Raw genomic sequence first — 17,072 nt, forward strand, 5'->3', positions numbered from 1 at the left:
ATACAAAATTGAGAAGCCAGAGGAGGAAGGCACCTTATGCCCCATGACACGCCTTTGATTGCGACAATCGTCATCGGGTTATGCCTGGCCTTCATCTTCGGTGCGATAGCCACCCGCCTGAAAATCTCCCCTCTCGTCGGCTACCTTCTGGCCGGCGTTATTGCCGGTCCCCACACGCCCGGTTTCGTTGCAGATCAGGACCTTATTCTCCAACTCGCCGAAATTGGCGTCATCCTGCTGATGTTCGGCGTCGGTCTGCATTTTTCGCTCAAGGATCTTCTTTCCGTCAAAGCCATAGCGGTTCCCGGCGCGCTTGCACAGATCGCAGCCGCCGCAGCACTTGGCACCGGCCTTGGCCTCGCCCTTGGCTGGGATGTGCAGGCGGGTCTCGTTTTCGGCCTCGCTCTTTCGACCGCGAGTACAGTCGTCCTGCTGCGCGCCATGCAGGAGCGCCGTCTGATCGATACAGAGCGCGGACGCATTGCAGTCGGCTGGCTGATCGTCGAGGATCTCGCAATGGTGATAGCACTGGTTCTGCTTCCGGCAGTCGCCAGCGTCACCGGTCGCGCAGAAGGTACAGCGGCGAGCGATCCCATTGTTACATGGCTTGGCCTCGGCATTGGCGGCATCATTCTACTCACCATTGCCAAGGTCATTCTATTCGTTGCGCTGATGCTTATCGTCGGGCGCAAAGTCATACCGTGGCTTTTGAAAGTCGTGGCGCAGACAGGCTCTCGTGAGCTGTTCCGTCTCGGTGTGCTCGCTATTGCACTGGGCGTTGCTTTTGGTGCGGCTCATCTATTTGGCGTTTCCTTCGCGCTGGGCGCCTTCTTTGCCGGTATGGTCATGAGCGAATCCGAACTGAGCCATCGGGCAGCGGAAGAATCCCTACCCTTGCGAGACGCCTTCGCGGTATTGTTCTTCATTTCGGTTGGTATGCTGTTCGACCCGATGAGCCTTCTTCGCGATCCGCTCCCCCTGCTTGGAACGCTTGCCATTATTCTCGTTGGTAAATCATTAGCGGCATTTTTCATCGTGCGCGCTTTCCGCCACCCGGTCAGCACCGCGCTCACCATTTCAGCCAGCCTTGCACAGATCGGTGAATTCTCTTTCATTCTGGCAGGGCTGGGCGTCAGCCTTAATCTTCTCCCCTCGGCCGGGCGCGACCTCATTCTCGCTGGTGCAATACTCTCGATTTTTCTCAATCCGGTTATGTTCATTGTCGCGGAAAGGATGCGGCCATGGATCGAAAAGCGAAGCAAAAGCGAAACGTCTGTCGATGAGAATACTGGTGTGGAACTCAGCATTGCCGAGCCTGAGCCTTTGCCCCAAACCTTGCTGACCGGGCACACAATCGTCGTTGGCCATGGCCAGATCGGCGAAAGGATTGCGGCAGGATTTCAGGCAGAGATAATACCTTTTCTCGTCATTGACGATTCTTCGAAAATCAGCACTTCCCTCAAGGATAAAGGCATCGAGGCCATCGCCGGCAATGCCTCGGATTCAGATATACTCACCGCGGCTAATCCGGCAATGGCTCAAAATCTGGTCATTGCAATTCCCAATGCCTTCGAAGCTGGTCGGGTCATAGCATTGGCACGGGCCGCGAATCCAGAACTGAGCATCGTAGTACGCGCCTGCTCGAAGGCGGAAGCGCAGTATCTAACAGACCTTGGCGCAGATTTTGTTATTCTGGGAGAAGAAGAAATCGCAGCCGCCATGACGAAAGCGATCCGAACTGGGATGCGAAAGAAAAATACCGGAACTCTTTCCGAGGACAACGAATCTCAGGCTGACATAACGGGAATAATACCGGAAGAACGATCGGCCGATATCATTGACAAAAATGGGGATGAAATGAAGCATAAAGGCATGGTGACTGGTTGATGAAAGCAAAGGATTACATCTGGCCGGTCATAGGCATTTGCGCAGTCGGTATTTCGGCTTGGCTTCTTTATCGTGAGCTTCGCAGCATATCACTGGATGACGTTCTGGACAGTCTTTATGCCATACGGGCTCATCATTGGGTTCTGGCGGCGTGTTCCGCACTTCTAGCCTATAGTTCACTTGCGGGCTATGATCGTATCGCGCTCCTGCACCTCAAGCGCAAAATCTCCTGGCTATTTATCGCACTTTGTTCTTTTACCACCTACGCTTTGTCGCACAATATAGGCGCTTCGGTAGTCTCAGGGGCAGTCGTGCGCTATAGGGCCTATTCCTCTCAAGGCATGCCCGGGAGTGAAATCGCCGTCCTTATCGCCTTCTGCTCCTTCACATTCATTCTCGGCGTCATCATAACTTCAAGCGTTGTTCTCTTGCTGGAACCGCATATTCTGATGCGCTTCAACAACGAATTGACACCGACGATCTCTGTTATCATCGCACTTTTGATGCTGGCATTCGTGTTGCTTTATGTCTTCGGTAGCTGGCTACGCCTTCGTCCGCTTCAGATCGGCAGTTTCCGTCTTGAATATCCGCGCATGTCGGTTGTGGCGCAGCAGCTCATCGTCGCGCCGCTGGAGCTGATAGGTGCCGCCGGTATCATCTACTTTGCCTTGCCAGAGGCCGGTAACCCTGGCTTCCTCATCATTCTGGGAATTTTTCTGGTCTCGTTCTCTGCAGCCCTGATCTCGCATGCTCCAGGTGGGCTCGGTGTTCTGGAACTTGTGTTTCTCACCGGTTTGCCGGATATGGATCAGGCTGACGTGCTGGCAGCGCTGATCGTCTTCCGCCTGCTTTATTTGCTCATCCCGTTCGCGATGTCGCTTGTAGTCGTCCTGATCTTCGAGAAATCCCAGTTCCTCCTGCGATGGAATGAAAAACAGCATAAATAAGCTCAGACGGGGCGCGGGGTAGATTTTTCACAAACCGCGTCATAATTTGAATTTGTTTTCCTTAAAGTGGCGGCTCAGGCCGCCTATCTTGGAACCAGTTTCGCACGCAAGACAAGGTGCGAAATTAGATGCCCTCCCAAGGCTTTAATCCAAGAGGAAAAACACATGCCTGCGACATTGATCATCCCCGGTTACAAGGGATCGGAAGCAGGCCACTGGCAGCGCCAATGGTTGCATGACGATCCGTCAGCATTGCTCGTCGAACAGGACGACTGGCACTATCCGGTGCTATCCGACTGGATGCACGCGCTGGAAGCCAAACTCGCCGAAAATCCGGGCGCCGTTCTGGTTGCCCACAGCCTCGGCTGCGCACTGGTCGCACATCTGGCCAGCCGCCCGTCGGCCGCGCATGTGGCGGGCGCCCTTCTGGTTGCACCGGCCGACGCCGAAACAATGGCTCGTAAGGACAATCGGTTCCAGAGCTTTGCTCCACTCCCGCGCCAGGAGCTGGGTTTTCCGTCCATCGTCGTCGCAAGCCGCAACGATGAGTATATGAGCTTTGCCAAAGCAGAAGCTCTTTCACATGTATGGGGATCGGGTTTCGTCGATCTCGGCCATGCTGGACACATCAATGTAGCAAGTGGATTCAGCCGCTGGCCGGAAGGAATTATCCTCGCATCCTCTCTTCACAGAGAACCAATAAACAAGGCTCTATCCCAAGCAGCATGACCGCAAGCCGCCCGTTCCTTGATCGGGCGGCTTCTTATTTCAAGTAGCCTGCCTACGCTCAAGCAAAATCTTCAGGACAAGCGTCAGAAGAGCGATCAAGGCAAGCGTCGAAGCCGCAGCGAATGCACCAGCAACATTATAGTCATTGAATAGTAGTTCCACCTGAAGCGGCAACGTATTGGTCTTGCCTCTGATAGCACCCGAAACGACTGACGTTGCACCAAATTCGCCCATCACACGTGCATTGCAAAGCACCGCCCCATAGAGCAATGCCCATTTGATATTAGGCAAGGTAACATAAAAGAAGGTTTGCCAGGCATTGGCTCCCAGTGTCAGTGCTGCTTCTTCTTCATCGCTTCCCTGTACTTCCATCAACGGAATCAGTTCACGCGCCACGAAAGGCGAAGTCACGAAGAGGCTGACTAGGAAAATTGCAGGAACTGTGAACATGATCTTGATGTCATAGGATTCCAGCAACGGCCCAAGCAAACCTTGCGATCCATAGAGGAAGAGATAGGTCACACCAGCAACAATGGGCGAAACCGAAAACGGTATTTCGACGAATGTAATCAGCAGCCGCCTTCCTGGGAAGCGGAACTTGGTTACAAGCCATGCAACACAAACACCGAACACCATATTGATGGGTACCACGACGATTGCTGTGAGAATGGTCAGCCAAATCGCATGCAAGGTTTCTGGTTTCAGTATCTCGCTGAAGAAGACATCAACGCCCTTACTGAATGCAGAAGCGAAGATGACAGCAAGCGGCGCTCCGATGCATATCACGGACAAGCCGGCTGCCAACCAGATCAACAGATTACGCATTGGCCCATAATTGCGTGCCTGCAGGCTTGGGCTAGCGTTCTGCATAACGAAGCTGCCTTGCCTGAATAAGATTGGTCACAAGAAGCATGACAAAAGCCGTAAAGAGCATCACGAATGCAAGTGCTGCGGCGGCTGGGTAGTCATACTCATCAAGTCGGATGAAAACGAGCAGCGGTGTCACCTCGGTTTCAAAAGGAAGATTGCCTGAGATAAAAACAATCGAACCAAACTCACCGAGGCTCCTTGCAAAGGAAAGCGACAAACCTGCAAGGAAAGCCGGAAAGATAGTCGGCCAGATGATATGCGAGAATGTCTGCCAGGAACTGGCTCCAAGACTGCGGGCAGCTTCTTCAACATCTACGTTCATATCTTCCAGTACCGGCTGAACTGTACGGATGACAAATGGGATGCTGGTGAAGAACATAGCGATCACGATGCCAAGCGGTGCATAGGCAACCTTTACTCCGACCGGCTCAAGAAGCCTCCCGAACCAGCCGTTCTGGGCAAAGAGCGTTACCAATGCCAGGCCCGCTATGGCGGTTGGCAGCGCAAAAGGAAGGTCGACAGCGGCATCGATCAGGCGTTTACCGGGAAATTCGTACCGCGTCAGTACCCAAGCCAGCAGAATTCCGAACAAGCCGTTAAGTAGGGTTGCCACTGCGGCTGCACTCAAGGTTATCTGATAGGTCGCCAATGCCCGATCTGAAGTCACGATACTCCAGAAGTCGCTCCAACCGAGACTTGCCGTTTTCAGAATCATGGCCAGCAATGGCAAGGCCACGATCACAGCCAGATAAAGCAAAGTGCAGCCGAGGGTCAGTCCGAACCCCGGCAACACAGAATTACGTTTTATACTTAGAAGCGCCACTGGATTCTTCCAAAAAGCAACGCGACCCCATCAAGGCTCGCCAGTTGGCTTTGTTTACTTGCGAGTGAAGAGCTGATCGAGCACTCCGCCTTCCGCAAAATGTTCCTTCTGCACTTTCTCCCATCCACCGAAAGTATCTTCAACCGTAACCAGGCGCACATCAGGATAGATATCCTTATGCTTTGCGATGACGTCCTTGTCATGCACGCGGTTGAAATTCTGGGCCAAGATTTCCTGCCCCTCCGGCGAATAGAGATAATCGAGATAGGCTTCGGCAATCTTGCGCGATCCGCGCTTGTCCACGACTTTGTCGACGACCGTAACCGGAAACTCCGCCAGCAAACTAACTTCCGGCACAACAACGTCATACTTGTCCGGGCCGAGAACCTTCTCAGTTCCACGTGTTTCAGCCTCGAAGGTCACAAGAACATCGCCAATGCCACGTTCGGCAAAGGTCGTCGTTGCGCCGCGACCGCCTGTATCAAAGACAGGAACATTCTTGAAAATCTTACCGATAAATTCGTGCACCTTTGCCTGATCACCCTTGAATGCTTCGTTGGCATACGCCGTCGCAGCAAGATAGGTATAGCGGGCATTACCTGAAGTTTTCGGGTTGGGGAAAATCACCTTCACGTCGTCACGCGCCAGATCATCCCAATTCTTGATGTTCTTCGGATTGCCTTCGCGAACAAGGAACGCAGGCAGTGAATAATAAGGTGACGAGTTGTTCGGGAGCCGCTTCTGCCAGTCTGCTGGAATCAGATTGCCCTTATCATGCAGGACCTGCACATCGGTCACCTGATTGAAGGTCACTACATCAGCTTCAAGCCCTTCCAGAATCGAACGCGCCTGCTTCGAGGAACCCGCATGGGACTGATTGACCGTTAGGTCTTCTCCGGTTTTGGTCTTCCAGTCAGAGATAAAGGCCTTGTTGATCTGTTCGTACAGCTCGCGCGCAATGTCATAGGAAACGTTGAGGATTTCCCTCGGCTCCTCCGCATGAACCGGTGCAGAGCCGAGACCGAAGGCTACCGCCGCATATAGAATAATTTTTCTCATTAGACCCATCCCCACCGCGCTGTTTGCGAAAAGCGCTCTAAACTGGATTGTTTTCGGAAAACAAATCTAACGAGAGAAGAGGTAAAATCAACCTAAATCATTGATTTAAATATATAAACTACTTTACAAGCCATTCATGAAACCTGCACCCAAACCACATGCCGGTATGAGAAAATAATTCTCATCGGGAGCAAAACCATAAAACCAGGTGCAAGAAAGGCAGGAGACGTCAGCCCCCTGCCTTCAAAATTTTTATTCGACTTCTGAGCTTACCAGAAACCGCGATGCTGCCAACACCAGAGAAAATCATGCTCGCCACGCTCCAGCCGACTACGGCGGCGGGCTGCAATCTCTTCCGCATTCAACTTCATATCGCGCCAAGGCTGCTCCAGAAAGGCCGGAGCACGCGACAAGATCTTCTTTACTTTCATAGCGAAATGAATGACTCGCTTCATGCTTACCCCTCCTCATTGCCTTGCGCTCAAATATTGTCGCGCTTTCGCCCCAACAATGAACGATGGGTTAATTTTGGAGGCTTCTCAGCTCTTGTCAATAACCTACTTATTTTATCGGAGTTAACTACGTGAAATAATCTGCGAACCGGACCAGATAGCCCACAAACTTTTCCCATTACACCTCATAATCCGCTGAGGGCGCGATACGAACCTTGCCAACATGGCGGCCATTCATGGTCTCGATCTTGAACTTCAGTCCATCGGCGATAAAACTTTCACTGCCCAGCGGCAAATGCCCCAGATGCCAGAGAACATAGCCGGCAAGGGTCGTATAGCGATCCCCGTCATCCACTAGGTCACGCTCCAGAAGACCGCTCAACCGGCGGATATCAGCAAAGCCATCCACAAGATAACCACCGCGCCCGTCTGACTGCGCGACAGCCGCTTCCTCATTTTCATCCGGGAATTCGCCAGCAATCGCTTCCAAAACGTCGGTCGGCGTGACGACGCCTTCGAAAGAACCATGCTCATCAACAACGACTGCAAACTGGACGGGAGAGCTGCGTAATTGTTCCATCACACGCAACACGTTTGCATTCTCATGCACGACAAGCGGCTGCTTGACGGTCTTGTTCCAATCGATAGGATTCTTGCCGCCAACCTCGAGCAAAAGGTCCCTGACCAGCGCCACACCAATGAATTCATCGACCTGACGATGCGCAACGATGACGCGCGAATGTGACAGCTTGCGAATGGCTGCATCAAGTTCCGCTTCGTTCTCATCGAGGTCGAGCCACTCGATTTCGTTGCGTGGCGACATAATGGAACGCACAGGTCGATCGGCCAGATCGAGCACGCCGCGGATCATCTCTTTTTCTTCCGGCAGGAAGACATCATTGGCTGCTGTCTGCTGGGCAATCACGTCAATGGTATCGGAAAGCGGGCCTTCGCCGCGACCGCCGCCGAGCAGGCGGAGTACTGCTCCTGCCGTGCGTTCTCGCAGATCATTGGTAGTGACCAGCTTTTCACGATTGTGTCGCGACATTTGGTTGGCAGCTTCGATCAATACCGAGAATCCTATCGCCGCGTAGAGATAGCCTTTCGGAATATGGAAGCCGAAACCTTCGACAACCAGACTGAAACCGATCATCATCAAAAAGCCAAGGCAGAGGATGACGACGGTGGGATGCTTGTTCACAAAGTCCATCAACGGCTTGGAGGCGAGCATCATCACGCCAATAGCGACGATTACCGCGATCATCATGACCGACAGATGCTGAACCATACCCACAGCCGTAATGACGCTATCCAGTGAGAACACAGCATCCAGAACGACAATCTGTACAATCACCTGCCAGAACACGGCATGCACGACCTTAGAGCTTTTGGGTCCATGATCTCCTTCCAGCCGCTCGTGCAGCTCCATCGTGCCCTTAGCAAGGAGAAAAAGACCGCCTATCAGCATGATGATGTCTCTGCCCGAGAACGACAGCCCCATCAGCGACACCAAGGGCTCTCGCAGAGTGACAATCCAGGAAATCGACGCCAGCAGCACCAAACGCATCAAAAGAGCCAGACTGAGGCCGATTAGCCGCGCACGATTGCGTTGGTGCGGAGGCAGTTTGTCGGCCAGAATGGCAATGAAGACGAGATTGTCGATACCCAGAACGATCTCGAGTACCACCAATGTCACCAAACCTATCCAGGCATTGGGGTCGGCAATCCAGTCCATGGACCAATCCATGATATGTCGGCTCCTTAAAGATCAGCAGAAATGAAAATTGGAAACTTGACCACAAGCATTCTGTGACCGGGCCGCTTTTATGCGGTCCAGCCGCAGGCGGCCAAAGACTACCGGGAATTGTTCAACGCGCGGGAAATCCGAACACCCCTCTTGGGAATTCGGACTTCGAGAAGACGAATCGTCAGAACTGTCGTCGGGCATAAAGCGCGATGAACCCTATATAAGGCGCTTGCAAGGCTCTAAGCCTCAGCGACTGGTTGCCATATGAAACATATGGTTATGTTACTAGGCAGACTGAAGCCTGCGGCACAAAAGACCGATTACTCGGCCGGGGAAACCTGAACGCGGCGTTTACGCTCCCGACGTGGACGAGCCTTGAAAAAGCGAACACCAATGACAGTCGCAACTATGGTGACGATCGTGATCCCGATCACAAACCAGAACATGTGATCACCGTTCATCTTGGCGAAAACGCCAGCGCCACGCCCGGCCAGCCATCCAGGAAGGAACATCGCCGGAGCCCATACCAGGGCAGAAAGGACATTTGCTGTCTGGAAGCGCGTCTGATCCATAGACATCATGCCGGCCACCATCGGGACGGTGCAGCGTACCGGACCGAAGAAGCGCCCCAGAAACACTGCCGAAAAACCATAGCGACGGAAAAGGAGACGCGCGCGCGCCACCCCGCTACGGTGCTTGTTGAGCGGCCACTTGTGAATAATGTTGCGGCCCAACCACCAGCCCAAAAAATAGGAAATGACGTCGCCGATCACTGCACCAATGATCGCGCCGATGATAACGGGAATGGGGTCGATGATTCCAGCACCCACGAGACCACCGATAGCGATCATGATCGGAGTGGCTGGAATGAACATCCCTATAATGGCGAGAGACTCGCCAAAGGCGATCACACCCACGATAGGTCCAGCCCATGCCCGATGATCGGAAATAAACTGTCCGAGATCGCCTATTATGCTTTCCATTCCGTCCTCAAATGTCGCGAACCGGATTTTGAAACGATGCGAGCCGCTTCTGTTTTCTTCGGCAAGGGCAACCCGGTGCATAAAGCGCCTTGCTCTGACAAATTTGAGGCGGTGTGGGTGTCCGTGAATTCAGAACCACTACCAACCGATCTAGTCTTTTATATGCCTTAGCTTCTCAGACAAGCATCAATAAATGATGACATGGCTGCGACATTTGCGGCATACTCTTATTCCCTGAACAAAACCTCCTGACCGGACGTATCGGTCCAGCATTGGCCAATATGGAGCCGCAAGGTTCCGCTTACAACGCCGGCGCGTAAAAAAATGAATCAAATCAAGAATCTCCTATCTTTGATTCTCAAATAAGCGATCAGGAACTACAACCAGAATGCATACATCCTGAAAAAGACACCGGTAACGCGCGTACCCGAATTTTTGGAGGGCCCGCATTTCCGGGCTTTCTGAGTGCGTCGTCATTTTTTTCAGAAATTTTGCAGTTGAAGGCTGGACAGTTGGAAAAGAGGCCGTTATAGAACCGCTCACTTCACCGGGGCCGCTGCCTCGGCAAAGCGAGTGGGTGATTAGCTCAGTTGGTAGAGCAGCTGACTCTTAATCAGCGGGTCGTAGGTTCGATCCCTACATCACCCACCATTTTCTCTTCTGAAAACAAACGCTTCCGCTGATATATGGTCTCGATAGATCAGAAAGACCTATACCATTCGATCGAAGATGCGTATCGATATGTGCAGATGGTTTCTTGCTTTGGAGCAAAGCTCCGTTTCGAAACATGCTCATACAAATCTCAATACATTACCAATAATTAATTGGAATGTTCATATGAGGTTCATCTAAAAAGACAGACATTACTCCCACGCCTTATAGCGGCGCCCCTGCCAAAGAGTAATGGAGTCAAATAATCATGAAAACGAAGACCGCATTTTTCGCAGTAATTGCTACATCTTTTCTTTCTGTCCCTGTCCTGGCACAAGAAAATAGTGCAGCAAATACTGGAAATCCGACCACAGAGACGACTGCTGCGCCGAATAAAGATATGAAGGGCAAACGGGCTCCTATCGACCTCGAGAAGTTCTCACGTATGAATGACCTAAAGGCGGCCGATACTGATGGCGACGGCGTACTTTCCCGAGCCGAAATCGAAGCACTGGCACTCAAGCGCATCGTAAGCCGTGCAGCCGACCGCATGGAGCGTCGTCTTGATATCAATGGCGATGGCAAGGTCACGCTTGCGGAAGTGGAGAGCCAGCGCAAGAAGGAATTCGCTGCACTGGATCGGAACGAGGATGGCAAAATCGATCGCAGAGAAATGCGAGCTGCGAAGATGTATCATCAAGCCAAAGGCTCTCACCACAAAGGTCCACATCACGTTGGCAACCACCGGGGTAGTGAGCACAGAGGTCCCATGAAGGATCAGGCAGAAAAGCCACAGGAATAAAGCTGAAATCAAAAACCCGGGCTCAATGCCCGGGTTTTACATGTGCCGATCTCAACGTCACTGCTCAGGAGCGGATGACGCCTTTCTTAAAAATGATATTGCCATAAAGCCGCTTTTCCCCCGTGCGAATGATCGCGAAAGCATCGCGAGCACGGTGATAAAAGGCAAATCTTTCAACCGGATCGACGGAAATCTTCCGCCCCTCAGCCCTTTCAATAACAGCTTCAAACTCCTGGAAAATCGCCGGAGTTTCATTGGGCGCCTGCATGACAGCGGCTGGCTTGTCGACGAAATCGTCCAACGGTAGCAGCGACAGTACAGCCTCCGCCATATCCGTCGCAGTAATTCCTGGAAAATCCAGGACGTGCACACCGGAAGACTGCGCCGGATAGTTGGCGTCGACAATCACGAGATCGTCTCCGTGCCCCATATCGGCAAGAACCTCGAGCAACGAGCCGGTCAGCAATGGATTGATGTTCTTCAGCATAAGAAGTCAGTTCCTATAAAAAGTCAGCTGCACAACCTAAACAACTCGCTCTCACAATCGCAAGGTCCAAGTCTCGGAAGGCGGTAGACTTTATCTCGTGGTTGGGTCCAGCTTGTCGCGTAGCCAATCCCCCACAAAGCTGATCGATAGAGTCGTAAACATAATCACAAATGACGGTGCGAGCATGATCCACGGCGCGCGAGTGAGATATTCGCGACCATATCCAACCATATTACCAAGACTGGTCATAGGCGGTTGCACGCCCAATCCAAGAAACGAGAGACTGCTTTCGAGGAGAATAATCTCTGGAAATGTTAGCGTCATCGAGACGATCAGCGTCGAAGCGATATTCGGGAGAATGTGCTTCAGATACACGCGCGACGGCGCAGCCCCGAGCTGGGTAACCGCCGCCGCATAACCTTGCGCATTAGCCGAAACAGCCAGCCCGCGTGCGATGCGGGCATAACGTTCCCATCCGTAGAACCCCATCAGGCAGGTCAGCAGCAGAAGCGAGCTTCCGAAGAATGCCAGGACGGCAAGCGACAGAATCAGAAATGGCAATGCTGCCTGAAAATCAGCCAGCATGACCACAACCTGTTCGACTACACCTCGAAAATAAGCTGCGAGGAAACCGAGCATCGTCCCGAACACAGCCGAAATGATCGTGGCACCAAATGCGATGAGCAGGGAAATACGGATGGATTCGATAAGGCGTGAAAGCACGTCACGCCCCAGCTCATCAGTACCCAGCCAATGCAGTGCATCACCAGGCAGTGCAAGGCGATTCTTCAGGTCAAAGGCTGTGATGTTATAAGGCTTTATCCAGTCTGCAGTCAGCGCAATCAGGATCATTGCGGAGATCCAGATAAGGCCGATGATGACCACCAGCGGAACACTTTTACGGCTCCTTTTTGCTGGCGTGGAAACAGATGCAGTATTGGCGGTCAAATCCGTCATCGGTTCACCCTCACGCCTTGCCCTGCGCCTGACGCAGACGCGGATCGAGATAACCATAGAGAAGATCAACGATAAAATTGGAGATCACCATAGTGGCGGCCACGAGGAGCAGGATGCATTGCACGATAGCGAGATCGCGATTGGCAACCGAAACCACGAGCAACCTGCCTACGCCCGGCCATGAAAAAAGCGACTCTACAACCACCGCACCTGCAATCAGCGATCCCACCATAAATCCAACGATAGTGACAATCGGAATAGCCGCGTTAGGAAGTGCATGCCGCCAAACCACATTGCGCCACGACACGCCTTTAGCGCTGGCCGTGCGAATATAGGGCTGCCCCAGAATCTCGATCATCGCGCTGCGGGAAAAACGCGCCAGAATAGCTGCACCGCCGAGTCCCATCGTGATGATAGGGAGAATAGCATGCATCCAGCTATCCTGTCCGCCCGAGGGCAGCCAGCCGAGCGATACCGAGAACACCAGCACGAGCAGCAAACCGAGTACAAAACTCGGTAACGTGAAGCCAATGACAGCGGTAGCCATGACAGCCCGGTCAATGAAGCTGTTCCGATGCAACGCAGCATAAATTCCGGCAGGAATGCCAAGTCCAAGCTTGATCATCAAAGCCGGTATCGTCAGTTGAAGCGTCGCGGGAATACGCTCAGCTACCAGTGTTATTGCGGATTGGCCATCGCGCATCGATATTCCAAGATCGCCGCGTGCGATGGCTCCGAAGTAACGCAAATACTGCTGCCAGAGCGGGTCATCGAGCCCCCAGTTCTTCCGGAAGGCGGCTATGGCTTCAGGCGGAGCATCCGGTCCCATGATGATCTGTGCAGGATCACCAGACATGCGCAAGACGACAAAAGCAAATGTCACCACCAGAAGAATGGTCACAAACGCTCGAAAGCCACGAACCATCAAAAATCTAAGCATGAGAATTGTCCGTCAACAGGTTTCCGGCAAAATGGCAGGCAACTTTGCGTCCCGCCGGCATGTCGAGGAGTTCAGGCGTTTCGCTGCTGCAACGCGGAGCCGCAAACCGACAGCGTGGATGAAAAGCGCAACCATTAGGCCGAGCAGCAGGATTCGGTGGCTCCCCCTGCAAGAGGATACGGTCGCTGAGAGGAACGCCGGCGACCGGCACACTGGACACCAGCGCCTGCGTATAAGGATGAAACGGTCGGTTAAAAATCTCGTCGGAAGATGCTTCTTCTACAACCCGGCCCAAATACATAACCGCGACACGATCCGAAATATTGCGCACCACCTTCAGATCATGACTGATGAAGACCATGGCAATGCCCTCACGGTCCTGTAGATCGCGCAAAAGATTCACAACCTGTGCCTGGATCGAAACATCCAGCGCCGATACAGGTTCGTCGCAAACAATGAGCTGCGGCTTGCATGCGATGGCGCGTGCAATAACAACACGCTGGCGCTGCCCCCCTGACAACTCATGCGGATAGCGAGAAGCCTGATCAGAACGAAGTCCTACCGCTCGCATCAGTTCTGCCACGCGGACTTTCCGCTCGGCAGGTGTTCCAATGCCATGAATTTCCAGCGGCTCGGCGATTTGGCGGCTAATCGGTAGCCTACGGTCCAAAGCTGCCAAAGGGTCCTGATAGACGAGTTGCATACGCGCCCTTAATGCGCGCCAGCTCGTGGTCTTCTGGGGCGGTAAAGGTGAGCCTTCGAACCTGACTTCTCCCTCACTGGGTTCCTCCAATCCCAAAAGCAAGCGCCCCATCGTAGATTTACCCGAACCGGACTCGCCCACAATTCCGAGTGTCGTCGCCGGGGCTACCGATATGGAAAGTCCGTCAACGGCCCGCACTGGGACCGGCTTCGCAAAGAGCCCTTTGCGTGACGTGTAGGTTTTGACAAGATCGCGAGCTTCGATGAGGGCGGTTGTCATTGTGCCGTTGCTCTTTTTCTCGGTGGGATTGAAACACGGCCACCCATGGATGGCAGTAGATGTGACGCAGCCGGATAGGGATGAAAGCAGGCAACCATACGCCCCTCACCGGCATCGTCCTGCGGAACACCGAACCTGGGGAAGCTTCGCGCGCAGAGGTCGCTCGCGCTCAAGCAGCGCGGCGAAAATGCGCAACCTGGCGGGAGCTTGCCAGGCTCGGGAACTGTACCCTCGATTGGAATGAGCCGATTGCGCCCGCCATCAAGGCTGGGAATGGAATCGAACAAACCGTGTGTATACGGATGGCGCGGAGCAGCGAAAAGTGCCTCGGTCCGGGCCTGCTCGACGATGCGCCCGGCATACATGACCGACACCCGCTCGCAAATTTGCGACACTGCACCGAGATCATGGCTGATAAAGACCACGGCCATGCCGGCTTCTGCACGCAATGCCGCCAGTAGATCAAGAATTTGAGCCTGAATCGTTGCATCGAGTGCTGTTGTGGGCTCATCGGCGATCAGGATGTCGGGATTACCAGCCAGCGCCATGGCAATCATCAATCGCTGGTTTTGACCTCCAGAAAATTCGTGCGGGTAGTTGTCGATGCGTCGGGCTGCATCCGGTATACCGACCAGTTCCATCAATCGCAAAGCTTCTGCCCGGGCGGCTGGTCCTTTCAAACGACGATGAAGCTGTACCGCTTCCTCTATCTGTCGCCCGACCCGAATAACCGGATTCAACGAACTCGACGGGTCCTGAAAGATCATCGCAATACGCCCACCCCGAACGTTTTCGAGCGTGGAGCGCGATGCCGTCAGCAACTCTGTTCCTTCAAGAAGAACACTACCGGAGATCGACGCCTTTTTTGGGAGGAGGCCGAGCGCTGCAAGCCAAGTCACAGACTTGCCGCAGCCAGACTCCCCGACTAATCCGACGGCTTCGCCCCGCTCAATCGAAAGGTCGATACCATGCAGAACCGGCACGCCATCAAAGGCTACTTTGAGATTGGAAATTTCGACCAGCGGCATCATGCAATCCTTCTGGTTCATTCACAGTCGCGGGGCTTGAAACCCCAAAGGAAAAGCGAGCCCGACCGAACCGGGCCCGCCTCTACAAATGGATCAAGCCCAGTTGTTTTTGCGGAAATCCATTGCGAAAGCAGGTGCAGCCTTCCACTTCAATGACTTCGGCTTGGCAGTGAACGTCGCATTCTGGTGAAGAACTGTGTAAGCAGGATCTTCCCGTTCACAGATTTCCAGCATCCGCTTGAACGCTTCCTTGCGTTTGGCATGGTCGGTGCTGGTTTCCAAAATGACGGAAAGCTTGTTTGCTTCCTCATTCGTCCACTCGCCGACCTGCTGCTGCTGGCCGTTAGGACCATGCTGGCTGACAATCGAAGAAACAGGATCGTTGAACGGCGCGGAATTGGACCAGTCGCGCACAGCACGTCCCGGGCTCTTCTCCAGAACCTGCTGCCAGTTTTCCTGCATCTGGATTTCGACGTTCAGGCCCACCTGGTTCCACATCTCAACGAGAATCTGCGCGGTGGCGGTCTGGTTGGTATAGTAGTTGTTGAGCAGGCGGTACGGTATCGCATCACCTTTGTAACCGGCTTCTTTCAGAAGCTGCTTGGCGAGATCCGGGTTATATTCCGGAACATTCCAGCCCTGAACAAACATATCGCCATAGTAATCCCACTGGAGACCAGCCGGAACAACCGTCCGACCGGCCCACAGCGAATCCACGATCGCCTGACGATCGATCGCATGGGTGAATGCACGACGCACCAACGGGTTTTCTAGCTGCGGATGAAATTTGTCGAACACAGTCAAACGATGATTGAGAATCGTACCACCCTGAACCTCGAAAGCATCGTTCTTTTCGATACCCTCGATCTGGTCCGGTGGAATATCGCATGCGAACTGATACTCGCCCGAGAGTAGACCATTGATACGGGAAGCCACTTCAGGCACTTCGATGAAACGTATCTGCTTCAACGGCGGGCGTCCGCCCCAATATTCGTCATGGGCTTCGAGCACCAACATGTTATCCGGTTTGAACTCTACAACCTTGTATGGCCCGGTGGTAATCGGCTTGCGCGCCCAGTCTAGATAGCTCGGCGCTTCTTCCCAGCCACGACGGCTCATGATCTGGCTGCCGTAGCGCGAGATACGACCTTCCATCGTCACATCCGGCGTACCGTTCTTGAAGCGCACCGTATATTTGTCGAGTACTTCGACACCGAGAAGTGCCGGCCACGAACGGCGTGCAGTAGCCGGCACTTCAAGCGGTAGCTCCTTGCTTTCGCGACCAAGCGGGTTCTTTTCCGATACATATATCGTCTTACCTTCGGCTGGCTGCGTGTCGCCAAACATACGTTCCTTGCCAAAGGTAAAGGCAACGTCCTCGGCAGTCATCTCGTCGCCATTATGGAATTTGACGCCTTGCCGGAGTTTCAGCTCAACAGTCTTGTCGTCAATGCGGGTCCATTCAGTCGCAAGACCAGGCACAGCCGAAAGGCCTCCCAGCCAGTCGCGATCGATCAGCGCTTCCCATATACTGGAAAAGAAAACGCGTTCGCCGACATTCGACTGTTCGCGAAGAACGTCGAGCGTATTGCTGTTTGCCACTTTCTGGACAGCAATCGTGATGGATGGGCGATTGTCAGCCTGTGCAATTGCAAATCGCGGCAGGACGAGCGAGCCAGCGGCACCGGCTGAAAGGCCAAGCATTCCGCGTCGGGTCAGATTGATCAT

General features: G+C 53.4%; 16 protein-coding genes and 1 tRNA gene. 5 read left to right on the forward strand and 12 right to left on the reverse strand.

Features of this window, described 5'->3' with window-relative positions:
- Positions 1–36 precede the first annotated feature (36 nt).
- The 3 genes from ybaL (at position 37) to FJQ48_RS17355 (ending at position 3,563) form a co-directional block, all read left to right on the forward strand.
- The gene (gene ybaL, locus FJQ48_RS17345; protein ID WP_139976157.1) at positions 37–1,887 is read left to right on the forward strand and encodes a YbaL family putative K(+) efflux transporter; all 1,851 of its coding nucleotides are present in this window, start codon (positions 37–39) and stop codon (positions 1,885–1,887) included.
- On the forward strand, positions 1,887–2,834 hold the full coding sequence (locus FJQ48_RS17350) for a lysylphosphatidylglycerol synthase domain-containing protein (protein WP_139976158.1): 948 nt from the start codon (positions 1,887–1,889) through the stop codon (positions 2,832–2,834). Before ybaL ends, FJQ48_RS17350 begins: the two co-directional genes overlap by 1 nt.
- Before the next feature lie 165 nt (positions 2,835–2,999).
- Positions 3,000–3,563, forward strand: a complete 564-nt coding sequence (locus FJQ48_RS17355; RefSeq protein ID WP_139976159.1) for an alpha/beta hydrolase — start codon at positions 3,000–3,002, stop codon at positions 3,561–3,563.
- Between the two features lie 39 nt (positions 3,564–3,602).
- Here the strand turns inward: FJQ48_RS17355 and cysW are convergent, their stop codons facing one another.
- The 6 genes from cysW to FJQ48_RS17385 all read right to left on the reverse strand — a co-directional run bounded on the left by cysW (position 3,603) and on the right by FJQ48_RS17385 (position 9,497).
- Positions 3,603–4,433 (reverse strand): sulfate ABC transporter permease subunit CysW, encoded by an 831-nt coding sequence (cysW, locus tag FJQ48_RS17360; RefSeq protein WP_139976160.1) that lies wholly within the window; start codon positions 4,431–4,433, stop codon positions 3,603–3,605.
- A complete protein-coding gene (cysT, locus tag FJQ48_RS17365) occupies positions 4,420–5,241 on the reverse strand; it encodes a sulfate ABC transporter permease subunit CysT (RefSeq protein WP_180350242.1) in 822 nt (273 codons plus the stop codon). The genes cysW and cysT overlap by 14 nt, the downstream gene beginning before the upstream one ends.
- A gap of 69 nt (positions 5,242–5,310) precedes the next feature.
- Entirely contained in the window at positions 5,311–6,315 is a 1,005-nt protein-coding gene (locus FJQ48_RS17370) for a sulfate ABC transporter substrate-binding protein (protein WP_139976162.1), read from the reverse strand.
- A gap of 269 nt (positions 6,316–6,584) precedes the next feature.
- Positions 6,585–6,770 carry a hypothetical protein gene (locus FJQ48_RS17375; protein WP_139976163.1) on the reverse strand — a complete coding sequence of 62 codons (186 nt, stop codon included), beginning with the start codon at positions 6,768–6,770 and terminating at the stop codon, positions 6,585–6,587.
- 175 nt (positions 6,771–6,945) lie between these two features.
- Positions 6,946–8,514 (reverse strand): TerC family protein, encoded by a 1,569-nt coding sequence (locus FJQ48_RS17380; RefSeq protein WP_139976164.1) that lies wholly within the window; start codon positions 8,512–8,514, stop codon positions 6,946–6,948.
- Between the two features lie 320 nt (positions 8,515–8,834).
- The gene (locus FJQ48_RS17385) at positions 8,835–9,497 is read right to left on the reverse strand and encodes a DedA family protein (RefSeq protein WP_139976165.1); all 663 of its coding nucleotides are present in this window, start codon (positions 9,495–9,497) and stop codon (positions 8,835–8,837) included.
- A 575-nt stretch (positions 9,498–10,072) separates the two neighbouring features.
- On the opposite strand from FJQ48_RS17385, the gene FJQ48_RS17390 reads away from it, so the two are divergent.
- Together FJQ48_RS17390 and FJQ48_RS17395 are read left to right on the forward strand one after the other, a co-directional pair.
- Positions 10,073–10,148, forward strand: a tRNA-Lys gene (locus FJQ48_RS17390).
- Positions 10,149–10,416: 268 nt separating this feature from the next.
- Positions 10,417–10,950, forward strand: a complete 534-nt coding sequence (locus FJQ48_RS17395; protein ID WP_139976166.1) for a calcium-binding protein — start codon at positions 10,417–10,419, stop codon at positions 10,948–10,950.
- Between the two features lie 64 nt (positions 10,951–11,014).
- Here the strand turns inward: FJQ48_RS17395 and FJQ48_RS17400 are convergent, their stop codons facing one another.
- From FJQ48_RS17400 to FJQ48_RS17425, 6 genes are all read right to left on the reverse strand, one after another.
- Entirely contained in the window at positions 11,015–11,437 is a 423-nt protein-coding gene (locus FJQ48_RS17400; RefSeq protein ID WP_139976167.1) for an RbsD/FucU family protein, read from the reverse strand.
- Positions 11,438–11,527: 90 nt separating this feature from the next.
- Positions 11,528–12,394, reverse strand: a complete 867-nt coding sequence (locus FJQ48_RS17405; RefSeq protein WP_139976168.1) for an ABC transporter permease — start codon at positions 12,392–12,394, stop codon at positions 11,528–11,530.
- A gap of 10 nt (positions 12,395–12,404) precedes the next feature.
- Positions 12,405–13,334, reverse strand: coding sequence for an ABC transporter permease (locus FJQ48_RS17410; protein ID WP_139976169.1), 930 nt, complete (start codon positions 13,332–13,334; stop codon positions 12,405–12,407).
- Entirely contained in the window at positions 13,327–14,316 is a 990-nt protein-coding gene (locus FJQ48_RS17415; RefSeq protein WP_139976170.1) for an oligopeptide/dipeptide ABC transporter ATP-binding protein, read from the reverse strand. The genes FJQ48_RS17410 and FJQ48_RS17415 overlap by 8 nt, the downstream gene beginning before the upstream one ends.
- On the reverse strand, positions 14,313–15,347 hold the full coding sequence (locus tag FJQ48_RS17420; RefSeq protein ID WP_139976341.1) for an ABC transporter ATP-binding protein: 1,035 nt from the start codon (positions 15,345–15,347) through the stop codon (positions 14,313–14,315). The genes FJQ48_RS17415 and FJQ48_RS17420 overlap by 4 nt, the downstream gene beginning before the upstream one ends.
- 90 nt (positions 15,348–15,437) lie before the next feature.
- Positions 15,438–17,072 carry an ABC transporter substrate-binding protein gene (locus FJQ48_RS17425; RefSeq protein WP_139976171.1) on the reverse strand — a complete coding sequence of 545 codons (1,635 nt, stop codon included), beginning with the start codon at positions 17,070–17,072 and terminating at the stop codon, positions 15,438–15,440.

The organism is Ochrobactrum sp. CGA5 (assembly GCF_006345815.1).
Taxonomy (GTDB): Bacteria; Pseudomonadota; Alphaproteobacteria; order Rhizobiales; family Rhizobiaceae; genus Brucella.